This window comes from Aureimonas sp. AU22, from assembly GCF_001463745.1.
Taxonomy (GTDB): domain Bacteria; phylum Pseudomonadota; class Alphaproteobacteria; order Rhizobiales; family Rhizobiaceae; genus Aureimonas.
Genome location: NZ_BBWJ01000014.1, coordinates 157208 through 171192, shown reverse-complemented (window position 1 = coordinate 171192; position 13985 = coordinate 157208). Strand labels below are relative to the sequence as shown.

The window sequence follows — 13985 nt, the reverse complement described above, 5'->3', positions numbered from 1 at the left end:
AATCTGCCCGATGTGACGCAGCACCCGATCCGGAAAGGCGCACGCGTCTGCAGCATGAAAATGCTGCATAGCGATGACGTTTTGTGGTTGACCTCTCCCAAATATTCGCATGACGCTGGAAGAGATTGACAGAGACAGAAGGTGGGGGTGGCCATGCACGACACAGAACCGGACTGGCACGCCGCATACGAAACCCTCGCCCGCCGACTTCCCGCTGCGGCGCGCACTGCGCCACTGACGCTCTGCGGCATGAGCGCCTGCGTCGATGCCCGGATCGAACTGTCGGGCGCGCACGCGCTATGGGCGGCGACGGAGGGAAATGCCGCGACATTCGCCGCCATGCTGAAGGACCGGGTCCGGCGCGGCGTCGGCGGCGAGGTTCGCGTCGAGTGGCCGGAAGGGCCAGCCTGGCTCGCCGGCCACGTTCCCGCCCGCTATGCGCTCGGCGGCGTCGGCCCGCAGGCCGGCTGGGTGCTCACGACGCTCGGCGCGCCGGCGATCGTCAACCTGTCCGACCGCAGCGCGCACATGCTGGCACGCCTGCCGCCGGGTATGCTTCTCGCCGAGGGCGACCGCACGGTGCGCGCCCGCTCGGTCCAGCCGCGCGGCGAGCGGCGGCCCGACATCTACATCTTCGAGTATACGGCCGGGCGTCCGGTGGGCGATGTCGTGCCGGGCCGCTCGTCACGCATCATCGTGCGCTTCGGCGATCCGGGCCTCGAGAAGGACGCCGCCTTCGACGAACTGACGCCGCATCTCGCCCCCGAGGCCGGCACGGGGCTCGTGGCCGGCTTCAATTGCGTCCCGCCCTGCGAACTGGCCGCCGAACTCTCCCGCGTCTTCGCCCTCACCCGCCTTTGGCTGGGCGCCGGTCTTCCCGCCGTGCATCTCGAGATGAGCACGTTCGAGGACGCGGGCCTGCGCGACGAGGTGCTCGACGCTGCACGGGGCGCGGTGACCTCGATCGGCATGAGCCATTCGGAGATGCGCGACCTCGTGCCCGGCACCGAGGACGCCGAGCTGCCGGCCGCGATGCGTGCCCTTGGGCAGCGCCTCGATCTCGACCGCGTCTGCGTCCACGCCGACCATTGGGCGCTCAGCGTGACGCGCGACGATCCCGACCGCGAACGCGAGGCGCTGATGGCCGGCTGCCTCGTCGCCAGCGCGCGCTCGATGGCCGGCCAACCCGTCGTGCCGCAAGGCGTTCCGGAAGGTGCCGCGTTTCATGCGCTGCCGGTGGAGGACGGCTCGCTTGGCGGCGGCTGGGCCAGCGTCGCGGTGCCGAGCCCCTATCTCGCCTCGCCCGCCACGACGCTCGGCCTCGGCGACACGTTCACGGCGGGCTGCCTTCTGGTGCTCGGCTCCACCGGACGTGCCGCGCAGCAGCGCCGCCGAGCCTGACCTCATCGCAGACGGGACAAGCATCGATGTACAAGCAGAAATCCGACCTTTCGGGCCAAGCCGCCTTCATCACCGGTGGCGGGCGCGGCATCGGGCTTTGCACGGCCGAGGCGCTTCTGGAGCACGGCGCGCGCGTCGTGATTTCCGACCGCGACCCGGCCGTCCTCGAAGCGGGGCGCGCGGAACTGGCCGAGAAGGGCTGGCAGGTGGACGCGGTGCTTCTCGATGTGACCGATTCGAAGGCCGTCGCCCGCGCGGCCGAGGATGCCAACGGACGCCATGGCGGCATCGACATCCTGGTCGCCAACGCCGGCATCGCCTGGCCCGACACGCCGGGCGAGAGCATGTCGGACGAGGTCTGGCACAAGGTCGTCGATGTCGATCTCAACGGCTGCTACTGGAGCTGCCGTGAATTCGGCCGGGCGATGCTGGAGCGCGGTCGCGGCGCCATCGTCACCGTCGGCTCCATGTCGGGGCTGATCTCCAACAAGCCGCAGCGGCAGGTTCACTACAATGCGGCAAAGGCGGGCGTGCACCACATGACACGCTCGCTGGCCGGTGAGTGGGCGGCGCGCGGCGTTCGGGTCAACGCCGTCGCGCCGACCTATGTCGACACGATGATGTCGCGCGGCGGCTTCACCGACGACACGCTGATGCCGACCTGGATGGAGTTCACGCCGATGAACCGGCCCGCGCGCGCCGACGAGATCGCCTCGGCGATCCTGTTCCTGGCGACCGACGCCTCCAGCGCGATGACGGGCTCGATCGTCGCGGTGGATTGCGGCTATACCATTTGGTAACCCCGTCCGGCCCCGTGCGTACGGACGGGCGGGGTGGAACGCGACGCCCGTCGACAGGAACACCCATGGACGCCCCCACCAAACGCGTCGAGATCATTCCGGCCAAGCGCCGAGCGATGATCCTCGACTACCTCAAGGTCAACGGGACGGCCTCGATCGGCGAACTGACGGACGCGATCGGCGGCTCGCAATCCACGATCCGGCGCGATCTCGAGCATCTGACCGAGGGGGGGTATCTCGAACGCACCCATGGCGGCGCGCTGCTGATCCCGCCGCTGCGCGCCACGTTCGAGCGCGAACCGGCGCTCAACGCCCACTACCAGCACCGGCAGAAGGCCGCGATCGGCCAGGAGGCAACCTCGCGGCTGAAGGGCGGAGAGAGCGTCATCTTCGATTCCAGCTCCACCGTCATCGAGGTGGTGCGCGCGACGGCGGTGCGACGGATCCCCCTCACCGTGGTCACCAACAACATCGAGATCGCGCGCATCGGGTCCAGCGTTCCGGAATGGCGCGTGATCGTGACTGGTGGAACGCTCCGGCCGGCATCCGACATCCTGATCGGCGACCCGGGCGAACCCTTCTTCGAAACCATCCATGCCGACATCTGCTTCACCGGCGCCTATGCCGTCACCGGGCAACTCCTGACCGACGCCTCCATGGAAGTGGCATCGATCAAGCGCGCCATGATCCGGTCGGCCCGGCGTACCATCCTCCTGGTCGACAGCACGAAGTTCCAGGCACCCGCCTTCTGTACGTTCGCCCAGCTTTCGCAGATCTCCGAAGTCGTCACCGACGGGGGCGTCGATCCCGAAATCGCCGCCGGCCTGCGTGCCAGCGGCACGGAGCTGACCGTGGTGCCCCTGCCGGGCGGCTGATCCTCAAGCCGAAGCGCGCAACGTCAACCGAGCCGGCAGGAGCACGCGGTCGGCGGGCCCTTCCGCGTTTCGGATCGCGCCGAGCAGCATCTGCGTTCCCTGGCTTGCCAGACCCTCCACATCCTGCGCCACCGTCGTGAGCGCGGGACAGGCGTAGCGGCTGAGCGGGTGGTCGTCATGCCCCGCGATCCGCAAGCTCGCGCCGGCCTCCCGCCCGACCCGCATCCCCCGCGCGAAGGCCGACGCCAGCGCGCCCAGCGCCAGTCGGTCGTTGGCGCAGAGAACGGCATGAAACGACGGCGCACCTGTCGCCATCATCGCTTCCATCGCTTCGAACCCCAGCCGCTCGAACTCCCATCCGCCACCGGGCGCAGGGATGAGCACGGGCTCCAACCCAAGCTCCTGCATGCGCGCCACGTAGCTCGCGCGCCGAGCGCGGGCGCTGGCGTTGACATCAGGCATGTCGAGATAGGCCGGTGTCTCGCCGCTCTCGACGAGATAGTCGACGAGGGCCGCGATGCTCTGCCGATTGTCGTTGCCGACGAAACCCGCCCCCTCGCCCGCCGGACTGTCGAGGAACACCAGAGGCACGCGACGTCCGACCTCCTCCGCCTGGCGTGCAAGTGCGTCGGCGCCGCAGGAGGCGACGAGCGCCCCAGCCACACGCTGGTCGAGCAGCGTTTGCAGCGCCAGAGCCTCCCCCTCGGCCTCGCCGCGCGATGACAGGACCAGGGGCCAATATCCGCCCGCGGAACAACGCGCCTCCACCCTTGCGACCAGCGCCGCATAGAACGGGTCGGCGACCGTCGGCACCACGATGCCGATCGTGCGCGCACGGCGGCGGTTGAGATTGCGCGCGAACGGGTTGGGCCGATAGTCGGACTGCGCAAGCGCCGCCTCGATCCGGTGGCGCGTCGCCGGCCGCACGCTGTCCGGGTCGTCGAAATACTTCGACAGCGTCGGGCGCGAGATGCCGCTCGCCCGCGCGAAGTCCTCCATCGTACGGTGGCGGGGCGGAAGCGGAATAGTGGCTCTCCATTTCGTCTGGAGCGCTATCGTCACCATGAAACTTTGCGCGCGTAAAGTTTTCCCGTTGACCCGGCGAAGGGTCCGTCGCAGGTTCGGGACGGCGCGGTGGGAGGAACGGCGCGCCCCGGACTTGGGGAGGGCTTGTGATGAAGACGGTGGTGACCACCGGCGAGATCGTCGTCGAGATCATGGCCACGCGGATCGGCCAGACGTTCCTGGAGCCCGGACCGCTGGTCGGCCCCTTCCCGTCCGGCGCACCGGCGATCTTCATCGATCAGGTCGGTCGCCTGGGTCAGCCCTGCGGCATGATCTCCTCGGTCGGCGCCGACGATTTCGGGACGATCAATCTCGAACGCCTCGCGGGCAGCGGCGTCGATGTTTCGGCGATCGCCGTTCATCAGGGTGCGGCCACCGGCAGCGCCTTCGTTCGGTACGCGCCCGATGGCAGCCGCGCCTTCGTCTTCAACATCGTCAACAGCGCCTGCGGGCTGATGGCGATGAACGAGGCGGCCGAGGCGCTGATCGCGCGCGCGGACCATATCCATGTGATGGGATCCTCGCTCTTCTCGACCAGCGCGATCGCCGTGATGCAGACAGCCGTGGACCGCATCCAGGCGCGCGGCGGCACGGTGTCCTTCGATCCCAACATCCGGCCCGAGCTCCTGGCCGGCTCGATGCGCGAGGCGCTGGAATGGGTGGCGGCGCGTTGCGATCTGTTCCTGCCGAGCGGAGCCGAGCTTTTCCTGTTCACGAAGGCGCGCGACGAGGACGGCGCGGTGGCCGAACTGCTCGCCGCCGGCCGCTCCGCCGTGGTCGTCAAGAAGGGCGGGCAAGGCGCCGTCTTCTACGATGCCGGCGGCCGCACCGCCGTTCCGGCCTTCCACGTCGAGGAAGTCGACCCGACAGGCGCGGGCGATTGTTTCGGCGCCGGCTTCGTCTGCGCCTGGCTGCGCGGCGACGCGCCGTCCGACGCCCTGCGCCTCGCCAACGCGTGCGGCGCCCTCGCGGTGACGGCCAAGGGGCCGATGGAGGGCACCCGCTTCCGTTCGGACATCGACGCCTTCATCGCCGCGCAGGCCGAGGTTGCGGCATGAGCGCCACCGAGCGGCTCCGCACGCTGCCACAGCGGTTCCAGGCGGGCGAGCACGCCGGTATCGCCTCCGTCTGCTCCGCCCATCCGTTGGTGATCGAGGCGACCTTGCGCCACGGCTTGGCCCACGACCGTGACGTCCTGATCGAGGCGACCTGCAACCAGGTCAACCAGGACGGCGGCTACACCGGCATGACGCCGGCGGACTTCCGCCGTTTCGTCGAACGCATCGCCGCCATGGTCGGCTTTCCCCTGGATCGGCTGGTGCTGGGCGGCGACCATCTCGGACCCAACCCGTGGAAGCACTTGGCCCCGGCGGAGGCCATGGCGAAAGCCGAGGCGATGATCGACGCCTTCGCGACCGCGGGCTTCGCCAAGCTCCATCTCGACGCCTCGATGGGCTGCGCGGGCGAGCCGCCGTCGCTCGACGACGAGACCGTGTCGGAGCGGGCGGCGAGGCTTGCCGCAAGAGCCGAAGTCGCCGTCAGCCGGGAGGGGCTGGTGCCGCCCGTCTATGTCGTCGGCACCGAAGTGCCGATTCCCGGCGGAGCGCTGGAGGCGCTGGACCATCTGGCGGTGACCGGCCCCGATGCCGTGCGGCGCACGGTGGACGTGCATGACCGCGCCTTCGCGGCGCTGGGTCTCCAGGACGCCTTTTCCCGCGTCATCGCCGTCGTGGTGCAGCCCGGCGTCGAGTTCGGGCACGAGGACATCGTCGTCTACCAGCCGGAAGCGGCGCGCGATCTCGTCGGCTTCCTCGCCCGAGAGCCTCGTCTCGTCTTCGAAGCCCACTCCACGGACTACCAGCCGGACCAGGCGCTGCGCGATCTCGTGCGGGATGGCTTCGCGATCCTGAAGGTCGGTCCCTGGGTCACCTTCGCCTTGCGCGAGGCGCTCTACGGCCTGTCCCATATCGCCGATATCCTCGCCCCCGCGCCGGGCGAGCCGTCGCTTCCCCAAGCGATGGAAGCGCTGATGGCGGAGAAGCCGGACAACTGGCGGAAGTACTGTCACGGCTCGGCGGACGAGCAGCGCGTCCAGCGGCATTACTCGTTGAGTGACCGCATCCGCTACTACTGGCCCGAACCGCAGGCGCAGCAAGCCGTGGATCGCCTGATGGAGCGGTTGGGAGAGCGCCCGATCCCGCTTACCCTGATCGGCCAGCATCTCGGGCGTCTGGCCCCCACGGTCGAGGCCGGCCGCACGGCGCCCACCCCCCGCGCGCTTCTTCTGGCCAGCATCGATCGGGTGCTGGACGTCTACGACCACGCCACGCACTGATACGGAAAGACCATCATGGCCCGCATGGGGATCGGCATCATCGGCTGCGGCAACATCGCGGCCACCTACCTCCGCAACGCCCGCCTGTTCGGCGATGTCGAACTCGTCGCCTGCGCCGACCAGATGCGGGAGACGGCGGAGCGCCGCGCCGCCGAGTTCGGCCTCCGGGCCATGAGCGTCGAGACGCTGCTGGCCGAGCCCGACGTCGATCTCGTCCTCAACCTCACCATCCCCGCTGCCCATCGCGCGGTGACGGAGGCAGCGCTTGCCGCCGGCAAGCACGTCTTCACCGAAAAGCCGCTCGGCGTGACGCTCGCGGAGGGCCGCGCGCTCGTCGCGCAAGCGGAGCGTCGCGGCCTCGCGCTCGGTTCGGCGCCCGATACGTTCCTTGGCGCGGCCGGGCGGCGGGCGCGGGCCCTCGTCGATGCCGGGGCAATCGGCAAACCGGTGCTGGGCACCGCCTTCATGATGGGGCGCGGTATGGAGCACTGGCACCCCAATCCGCAATTCTACTACCAGCCGGGCGGCGGACCGGTGCTCGACATGGGTCCGTATTACCTCACCATGCTGGTGAACCTCCTCGGCCCCGTCGTTCGCGTATCGGCCGTCGCGCGAACGGGTCAGAGCGAGCGCCTCGTCACCGCCGAAGGGCCCTTCCAGAACACCCGCTTTCCCGTCGGCACCCCGACGAGCCTCCTGTCGCTTCTGGAATTCGCCGGCGGGGCCGCCGTCACCTTCGGCGCATCGTGGGACGTGTTCCGTCATTCTAACCATCCGATCGAACTGCACGGCACGGAAGGATCGCTGCGGCTGCCCGACCCCGACACGTTCGGCGGCGACGTTTCGCTCTCGTCACGTGGCGAGCCCTGGCAAGATCACCCGAGCGAGCCGGAGCGCTTCGGCGCCGTCAACTGGCCCTTCGACGCGCCGCGCCTTGCCAACTACCGCATGCTCGGCGTCGCCGACCTCGTCCGCTCCGTCGGGCAAGGACGTCAACCCCGCGCCTCCGGTCGGCTCGCGCTGCACGTCCTGGAGATCATGGAAGCGATCCTGCGCGCCGGCGAAACCGGCGAGCCGGTCGCGATCGAAGGCGGCGCCGATCGACCCGCCGCGCTCGGCGAGGACGAAGCCGCCGGCCTGCTCGCCGGGGCAACCGCATGACGCTCGACCCGCAGGCCGCAGCAGTCCTGGCGCTCGGAGCCGAAGGGGAAGCACCGCCCTTCGAGGCGGGCACGGCGGCGGACGCAAGGCGCGCCTATCGTGCCTCCTATCTCGCCTTGCGCGGTGATCTGGAACCGGTGGCGAGCACGGTGGAGGTCACGATCGAGGGTCCTGTCGGCCCCATTCCCATGCGCCTCCATCGCGGCATCGACGCGCCCGAGACGGGTGCGCCCGCCCTCCTTTACCTGCACGGCGGCGGATGGGTGATCGGCGATCTCGACTCGCACGACGACATCTGCCGCTGGTTCGCCAACGCGGGGCGCTGCCTCGTCGCCTGCCCCGACTATCGCCTGGCGCCCGAGCATCGCTTTCCCGCCGCGGTGGAGGACGCCGCCGCTGCGTTGGGCCATCTTCATGCGCGTGCCGACGACCTCCGCATCGATCCCCACCGTATCGCCGTCGCGGGCGACAGCGCGGGCAGCAACCTCGCGGCGGTGCTCGCCCTCATGGCGCGCGACGGCACGGTGCCGCCGTTGGAGGCGCAGCTCCTGCTCTATCCCAACACGGATGCGAGGCAGACTGCCGACAGCTACCGTCGCTTTGCCGAAGGCTACGGTCTCACGGCGCGGACCATGCGCTGGTTCCGCGACCAGTACGTGCGAGACGGCGCCGACATCGCGGACTGGCGCGTATCGCCGCTTCTCGCCGAAACGCTCGCCGGCGCGCCGCCGGCCTTCGTGGTCGTGGCGGGCCAGGATATCCTCGCCGACGAGGGCGCGGCCTATGCCGAACGGCTGCGTGCGGCGGGCGTGCCGCTCGTCCTGCGTCGGCGGGACGACCAGATCCACGGCTTCGCCTCGGCCGGACGCCACATCGACGCAGCACGGCAAACCGTGATCGAAGCGGCACGGAGCTGGGCCGCGTTGCGCGTCTCCGACGCCAATTGACGCGCGGATTGCCGCAAAGCCCTTCCCGAAATGGTGTTGCTTCCGTATGTCCCCGTGTCTCGCAGGTCGGCTCGCCGGACTGCACGCACTCGAAGGATCTGACGCCCCGGTGAACCAGCGTCCGCAGGAAACACTCTAGAGATGGCGACGATGGAAGAGGTCGACCCCATCATCACGGTCTTGCGCCTCGTCGAGGAAGAGGACGACGGCAGCGCCATCGCGCGCCGGTTCTTCGAGCATCATCCGGAACTCGACCGAGCCGCGTTCCTGGAAGCCTGCTCCGTGGCCCTCGACATCATCGGATTGAAGCCGTCGCAACTCCACTGAGGAGAAGCGGGTTCAGGCACTGGTCGGCGGGTGCGAGGCTGGACGGATCGGACGCCGGGCCTCGCCCCGCCTAAGGGGTGCATCGGCTCTATAGCCGACACCTCGTTACAGGAGCATGACGGATCGGCGACGCTTTCTAGCGGTTGCCGAGGGCATCGCGGATCGCCGCCAGCCAGACGACCACGGCTTCCGCCCCCGGATCGGGAATGCCGACCGCCCGCTCGCCGAGATAGCTCGAACGGCCACGTCGCGGCGCCATGGCGGCCGTCGCCTCCGCGCCTTCGCGAGCCGCATCCACCGCCGCCGTCAACGTGCCTCCGGCCTCGAGGACCTCTGCAGCCGGCAGAAGCGCATCCAGCATGGTTCGGTCGCCCCGCCTCGTGTCGCCGAGTTCAGCGATCGCCTCGGTGCCTCGAACGAGGGCCGATGCCCATTGCGTCGAATTCGGCGTGGCGACGCCGTCGAGTTCGCGCGCGGCCCGCAACAGCCCCGCCGCATAGAGCGCGCCGGACGTTCCGCCGACCGATCGGCGCAGGCTGAAGGACAGGGCGCGCAGGATCGAGGCGGCATCGGCGTTCGCCCACCCGTCCATCTCCGTCATCGCGACGGCGGCGCCGCGCGCAAGGTTGAGGCCGAGATCGCCGTCGCCGACCTTCTGGTCGAGCGCGGTCAACCGTCCCTCCTCCGCCCGCAACCGCTCCCCGGCCGCGCGCAGCACCGCCAGGATGGGAGCGCTCTCGCCCGGTCGCATCGCCTGCGCCGTGCGCGCGCCCGACGCGATGACGGATGGTCCGGCGCCGAGCGGCCCGGAGCCCCGTCCCGGCCAGGCGGGCGCCGAGGCCGGCGCATCGAGGAGGCGCAGCGTGTCGGCATCGGCGCGCAGCAGCGACAAGGAGCAGCCGGCCATTTCCAGCGCGGTCAGGAAGGTGCCGGTCCAGAGTCGCTCGATCCGCAGACCATGGGCGGCGGCGGCAGACACCGCGTCGCGCGTCACGATCTGCATCTCCATCGCCGGCGTCGCGCCGAGATTGTTGACGAGGAGGGCCACCGGCTCGTCGTCGCGCAGAGCCAGTTCCGACACGATGCGATCCATCAAGGCGGCGGTGAGCGCGCGGGATGGGCGCAGCGGCTCGCGGCGCACCCCAGCCTCGCCGTGGATGCCGAGCCCGAGTTCCACCTCGTCGTCGCCGAGCTCGAAGCTCGGCTTTCCGGCGGCCGGCACGGTGCAGGCCGAAAGGGCGACGCCCATCGAGCCGAGGCCGGCGATGGCCCGTTCCGCGGCGGCCTTCACCTCGGCCAGCGAGGCGCCCTCGGCCGCCCGGGCGCCGGCCACCTTGTGAACGAGGACGGTGCCGGCGATGCCGCGCCGACCGGCGGTATCCGTACCGACTGCGAGCGCCACGTCGTCTGCGACGACCACCATCTCGACCGGGATGCCTTCGCCGCGCGCGATCTCGGCGGCGAGGCCGAAGTTCAACCGGTCGCCCGTGTAGTTCTTGACGATGAGGAGCACCCCGGCCGGACCGCCCACCGCCTGAATGGCCGCCAGCACCGCATCGGTCGAGGGCGACGTGAACACGTCGCCGCAGACCGCGGCCGTCAGAAGCCCCTCGCCGACATAGCCTGCATGCGCGGGTTCATGCCCCGACCCGCCGCCGGAGATCAGAGCGACATGGCCGCGCTCGCGGAACGCGGTGAGATCGGCGCGCACCAGGACCCGCTCGCCTTCGAGGATCGCGAGGCTCGGATGGGCGAGGCACAGCCCTTCCAGCATCTCGTCGACCACGGCACCGGCTTCGTTGATGAGCTTCTTCATGCTCTGTCGTCCCCTCCCGCGGCGCGAATGCCCGCCGCATCCCGGAAGAGCCTACAAAGACCGCCGTCGGCCTAGAAGGTCCGAAAGCGGCTTAATCGTCGGTCCGGCGAATGTTTTCGCCCCAGGCGCCGGCTTCATCCGCGTTCACGCGGGCGGATTGCCGCCGGGCTCGCGGGGCCGCGTCACGATGCGGCCTTCCTCGGCCTTGTGATAATACTGGCTTGCGACCAGCCAGCCCTTCAACGGTCGCAACGGCAGGATACAGGTGATGAGCAGGAACGGCAGCGAAACGAAGATGTGGACCCAGAACGAGGGCTCGAAGGCCACCTCGAGCCAGACCGCGAAAAGCACGGCCGGGACGCAACCGAAGCACACCACGAAGAATGCCGGGCCATCCGCCGGGTCGGCGAAGGAATAGTCGAGACCGCAGCGATCGCAGCGCTCGGCGAGCGTCAGAAACCCCTTGAACAGATGCCCCTCGCCGCATCGCGGACAGCGGCCGCGCACACCGACCTTCCATGGCTCCAACCTCGGGGCACCGGAGTGATCGGTCATGACATGTGTTCCTTTCGCGGTCGGGGTCTTGCCCTTTCCATATAGCTCGAGACGGTGATGAGACAGCGCGGGAGGTTGGGCAAGTTGTCCAAGCCCGGACCGTCCCCCTCGCTGGAGGGAAACGGTCGCGCCGGAGCGGACCGACCCGGCATGGCGCTCTCACACCGCGAGCCACCTTCGCGGCCCTCGCCGCGACGGCCCGCGTCAACGCACGACGGCGCGCCCTTCCACGCGGTCCAGACGCCGTTCGAGGTTCTCCTGCCGGATCATCGACGGCAGCAGGAAGAGGTCGATGACCTGGCCGATGCCGAAGAGGCCGAGCGTCAGGAGCCACAGGAGCCCGGTCCAGGGCCGTCCGAGATAGAAGCGGTGCAGCCCGCAGATCCCCACGAGGCAGCAGAGCCAGAGGACGAAGGCGGCCGGGCCGGATTTCATGGGGCATGTCTCCTGTTGGTGTCGCCCCAGACATGGAGATCGCCGGCCGCCATTGCCAGGAAGGCCGTCAGCGCCCCCGCTTGAATGAGCCGAGGATGCCCCGCACGATCGCGGTCGTGACGGTGGAGGCGACGGTGCGGCCGACCTGCTTCATCACCGTCTCGGCCACGGTCTGGCGCTGATAGCCGGAGCGAGGGGCGGCACGCGGCGCGGCGCGTGGGGCCGGCCGCTCGCGCGGCACCTCCTCCTCGCGCGAAGCCTCGCTTGGCTCACCCCAGGGCGCGCGTGGCTCGGCCGAGCGGCGTGCGGCGGCATCGGCTCGGGTGCGGGCGGCATCGCGCCCGCGCGCGACCGCGGCTTCCGCCTCAACGCGTGCGGTCTCCCGGCCCTGCAGCTCCGCCTCGGCACGGCCGGTCAGGAGTTCGTAGGCGGACTCGCGGTCCACCGGCGTGTCGTAGCGCCCCGCGACCGGGCTCATGCGCATCATCTCGGCGCGCTCGTCCTCGGTAATCGGGCCGACGCGACCCGCCGGCGGACGGATCTTGACCCGCTCGACCATGGTCGGCGCGCCGCCCTGGCCCAGCACCGATACGAGCGCCTCGCCCGTGCCGAGCTCGGTGATCGCGGTGGCGCTGTCGAAGGCTGGGTTCGCCCGGAACGTCTCGGCTGCCGTGCGCACCGCCTTCTGCTCGCGGGGGCTGTAGGCGCGCAGAGCGTGCTGGATACGGTTGCCGAGCTGGGCGAGTACCTTCTCAGGCAGGTCGAGCGGGTTCTGCGTGACGAAGAAGACCCCGACGCCCTTCGACCGGATCAGCCGCACCACCTGCTCGACGCGATCCACCAATGCCTTCGGCGCGTCGTCGAACAGGAGATGCGCCTCGTCGAAGAAGAACACGAGCTTCGGCTTGTCCGCATCGCCGACCTCGGGAAGCTCCTCGAACAGCTCGGACAAGAGCCAGAGCAGAAAGGTGGCGTAGAGCCGGGGGCTGCGCATCAGCTCGTCCGCCGCCAGCACGCTGACGACACCCCGCCCCTCGCGGTCGCAGCGCATGATATCGGCGACGGTGAGCGCCGGCTCGCCGAAGAACCGGTCGCCGCCCTGCGTTTCGAGAACGAGGAGCTGGCGCTGGATGGCGCCGACCGTCGCCTTGCCGACGTTGCCGTAGAGCCGGGAGATCTCGTCGGCCCGGTCGAGGACATGCGCGAGCATCGCCTGCAGGTCCTTGAGGTCGAGGAGCAGAAGTCCGTCCTCGTCGGCGATGCGGAAGGCGATGTTGAGAACGCCCTCCTGCGCCTCCGTCAAGTCCATCAACCGCGAAAGAAGGAGCGGTCCCATCTCCGAAACCGTGGTTCGGACCGGGTGCCCCTTTCGACCGAAGAGGTCCCAGAAAATCGTCGGGAAGAAGTCGTTGTACCAGGGATCGAGACCGATCTCCGCCGCGCGCTTGGCGAACGCCTCCTTCGGCTCGCCGCGCACCGACAGGCCCGACAGGTCGCCCTTGATGTCGGCGCAGAACACCGGCACGCCCGCGTCGGAAAAGCCTTCCGCCAGAACCTGGAGCGTCACCGTCTTGCCGGTGCCCGTAGCCCCTGTCACCAGACCATGACGGTTGGCATAGGCGAGATCGAGATATTCCGGCTTCGCATCGGCGCCCGCGCCGATGCCGCCGAGGAGAATGCGCCCGTCTTCGAGCATGATTCGGCTCCCGTCCCATCCTGGTCGGTCGACGATACCGCTTCGCAACCGCTGCCGTCGATTCCATCGGCCGCGATCATGGCCGATTGCGCCAATCCGGCAGACTTGCCATCCTCCCGCCGATCACCGCCCCCCGAGCCGGGGGGCGCTTGGAGAATCGCAAGGCCAATGAACGAACTCTGGAACCGCATCGCCGCCTCGGCCGAGACCGACGCCGAGACCGCGAAAGTCGCGGTGGGCCATATCCTGTCCTACATGAAGGCGGAAAGCTCCGACCCCGCGGTCGGACGGATGATCGAGGAGACACCTGGGGCGGGCGATGCCCTGGAGGCCGCCGGCGATGCGGACTTCTCCGGCGGCATTATGGCGCTGGGCGCCAAGCTGATGGGCCTTGGGCTCGACATGGGCCAGATCCGCTCGACGGCCGAGGAGCTCGTCGCCTATTCCAAGTCGACGGCCGGCGAGGAAACCGTGAACCAGGCGATCCATTCGGTCCCGGCGCTCGCGCCGTTCGTCTAAGGGCGTGTCGAAGCGGCCATAGACGGCCGGTATCCAGCGACAGGCGTCGAAGC

Annotated in this window: 14 protein-coding genes; 9 read left to right on the top strand and 5 right to left on the bottom strand. The window is 69.6% G+C overall.

The features are described from left to right. Positions 1–153: 153 nt before the first annotated feature. The 3 genes from AUL34_RS05600 (at position 154) to AUL34_RS05590 (ending at position 3076) form a co-directional block, all read left to right on the top strand. Positions 154–1401, top strand: a complete 1248-nt coding sequence (locus AUL34_RS05600; protein ID WP_061932043.1) for an ADP-dependent glucokinase/phosphofructokinase — start codon at positions 154–156, stop codon at positions 1399–1401. A gap of 26 nt (positions 1402–1427) precedes the next feature. Further along, entirely contained in the window at positions 1428–2201 is a 774-nt protein-coding gene (locus AUL34_RS05595; protein ID WP_061932041.1) for an SDR family NAD(P)-dependent oxidoreductase, read from the top strand. 65 nt (positions 2202–2266) lie between these two features. Continuing rightward, positions 2267–3076 carry a DeoR/GlpR family DNA-binding transcription regulator gene (locus tag AUL34_RS05590; protein WP_061932039.1) on the top strand — a complete coding sequence of 270 codons (810 nt, stop codon included), beginning with the start codon at positions 2267–2269 and terminating at the stop codon, positions 3074–3076. 3 nt (positions 3077–3079) lie between these two features. On the opposite strand, the gene AUL34_RS05585 is transcribed toward AUL34_RS05590, so the two are convergent. Next, positions 3080–4141 (bottom strand): LacI family DNA-binding transcriptional regulator, encoded by a 1062-nt coding sequence (locus AUL34_RS05585; protein ID WP_061932037.1) that lies wholly within the window; start codon positions 4139–4141, stop codon positions 3080–3082. A gap of 110 nt (positions 4142–4251) precedes the next feature. Between AUL34_RS05585 and AUL34_RS05580 the strand changes: the two genes are divergently transcribed. The 5 genes from AUL34_RS05580 (at position 4252) to AUL34_RS05560 (ending at position 8911) form a co-directional block, all read left to right on the top strand. Beyond that, positions 4252–5199 (top strand): sugar kinase, encoded by a 948-nt coding sequence (locus tag AUL34_RS05580; RefSeq protein WP_061932035.1) that lies wholly within the window; start codon positions 4252–4254, stop codon positions 5197–5199. Beyond that, positions 5196–6476 (top strand): D-tagatose-bisphosphate aldolase, class II, non-catalytic subunit, encoded by a 1281-nt coding sequence (locus tag AUL34_RS05575; protein WP_061932033.1) that lies wholly within the window; start codon positions 5196–5198, stop codon positions 6474–6476. Before AUL34_RS05580 ends, AUL34_RS05575 begins: the two co-directional genes overlap by 4 nt. Positions 6477–6491: 15 nt before the next feature. Continuing rightward, a complete protein-coding gene (locus tag AUL34_RS05570) occupies positions 6492–7637 on the top strand; it encodes a Gfo/Idh/MocA family protein (RefSeq protein WP_061932031.1) in 1146 nt (381 codons plus the stop codon). Next, positions 7634–8584 (top strand): alpha/beta hydrolase, encoded by a 951-nt coding sequence (locus AUL34_RS05565; RefSeq protein ID WP_061932029.1) that lies wholly within the window; start codon positions 7634–7636, stop codon positions 8582–8584. Before AUL34_RS05570 ends, AUL34_RS05565 begins: the two co-directional genes overlap by 4 nt. 141 nt (positions 8585–8725) lie before the next feature. Next, on the top strand, positions 8726–8911 hold the full coding sequence (locus tag AUL34_RS05560) for a hypothetical protein (RefSeq protein WP_061932028.1): 186 nt from the start codon (positions 8726–8728) through the stop codon (positions 8909–8911). Between the two features lie 136 nt (positions 8912–9047). On the opposite strand, the gene dhaK is transcribed toward AUL34_RS05560, so the two are convergent. The 4 genes from dhaK to AUL34_RS05540 all read right to left on the bottom strand — a co-directional run bounded on the left by dhaK (position 9048) and on the right by AUL34_RS05540 (position 13413). After that, positions 9048–10727, bottom strand: a complete 1680-nt coding sequence (gene dhaK / locus AUL34_RS05555) for a dihydroxyacetone kinase subunit DhaK (RefSeq protein WP_061932026.1) — start codon at positions 10725–10727, stop codon at positions 9048–9050. A gap of 144 nt (positions 10728–10871) precedes the next feature. Further along, on the bottom strand, positions 10872–11282 hold the full coding sequence (locus AUL34_RS05550) for a DUF983 domain-containing protein (RefSeq protein ID WP_061932024.1): 411 nt from the start codon (positions 11280–11282) through the stop codon (positions 10872–10874). Between the two features lie 204 nt (positions 11283–11486). Further along, positions 11487–11717 carry an NINE protein gene (locus tag AUL34_RS05545; protein ID WP_061932022.1) on the bottom strand — a complete coding sequence of 77 codons (231 nt, stop codon included), beginning with the start codon at positions 11715–11717 and terminating at the stop codon, positions 11487–11489. Between the two features lie 67 nt (positions 11718–11784). Then, on the bottom strand, positions 11785–13413 hold the full coding sequence (locus tag AUL34_RS05540) for a helicase HerA-like domain-containing protein (protein WP_061932020.1): 1629 nt from the start codon (positions 13411–13413) through the stop codon (positions 11785–11787). 168 nt (positions 13414–13581) lie between these two features. Here AUL34_RS05540 and AUL34_RS05535 point away from each other — a divergent pair, with 168 nt between their 5' ends. Beyond that, the gene (locus tag AUL34_RS05535; protein WP_061932018.1) at positions 13582–13932 is read left to right on the top strand and encodes a hypothetical protein; all 351 of its coding nucleotides are present in this window, start codon (positions 13582–13584) and stop codon (positions 13930–13932) included. Positions 13933–13985 lie beyond the last annotated feature (53 nt).

Excerpts from the sequence above, each read along its gene's own strand:
- AUL34_RS05575 (WP_061932033.1), top strand. The coding sequence starts at position 5,196 with ATGAGCGCCACCGAGCGGCTCCGCACGCTGCCACAGCGGTTCCAGGCG.
- AUL34_RS05545 (WP_061932022.1), bottom strand. The coding sequence starts at position 11,717 with ATGAAATCCGGCCCGGCCGCCTTCGTCCTCTGGCTCTGCTGCCTCGTG.
- AUL34_RS05600 (WP_061932043.1), top strand. The coding sequence starts at position 154 with ATGCACGACACAGAACCGGACTGGCACGCCGCATACGAAACCCTCGCC.
- AUL34_RS05560 (WP_061932028.1), top strand. The coding sequence starts at position 8,726 with ATGGCGACGATGGAAGAGGTCGACCCCATCATCACGGTCTTGCGCCTC.
- AUL34_RS05580 (WP_061932035.1), top strand. The coding sequence starts at position 4,252 with ATGAAGACGGTGGTGACCACCGGCGAGATCGTCGTCGAGATCATGGCC.
- dhaK (WP_061932026.1), bottom strand. The coding sequence starts at position 10,727 with ATGAAGAAGCTCATCAACGAAGCCGGTGCCGTGGTCGACGAGATGCTG.
- AUL34_RS05595 (WP_061932041.1), top strand. The coding sequence starts at position 1,428 with ATGTACAAGCAGAAATCCGACCTTTCGGGCCAAGCCGCCTTCATCACC.
- AUL34_RS05540 (WP_061932020.1), bottom strand. The coding sequence starts at position 13,413 with ATGCTCGAAGACGGGCGCATTCTCCTCGGCGGCATCGGCGCGGGCGCC.
- AUL34_RS05550 (WP_061932024.1), bottom strand. The coding sequence starts at position 11,282 with ATGACCGATCACTCCGGTGCCCCGAGGTTGGAGCCATGGAAGGTCGGT.
- AUL34_RS05570 (WP_061932031.1), top strand. The coding sequence starts at position 6,492 with ATGGCCCGCATGGGGATCGGCATCATCGGCTGCGGCAACATCGCGGCC.
- AUL34_RS05535 (WP_061932018.1), top strand. The coding sequence starts at position 13,582 with ATGAACGAACTCTGGAACCGCATCGCCGCCTCGGCCGAGACCGACGCC.
- AUL34_RS05590 (WP_061932039.1), top strand. The coding sequence starts at position 2,267 with ATGGACGCCCCCACCAAACGCGTCGAGATCATTCCGGCCAAGCGCCGA.
- AUL34_RS05565 (WP_061932029.1), top strand. The coding sequence starts at position 7,634 with ATGACGCTCGACCCGCAGGCCGCAGCAGTCCTGGCGCTCGGAGCCGAA.
- AUL34_RS05585 (WP_061932037.1), bottom strand. The coding sequence starts at position 4,141 with ATGGTGACGATAGCGCTCCAGACGAAATGGAGAGCCACTATTCCGCTT.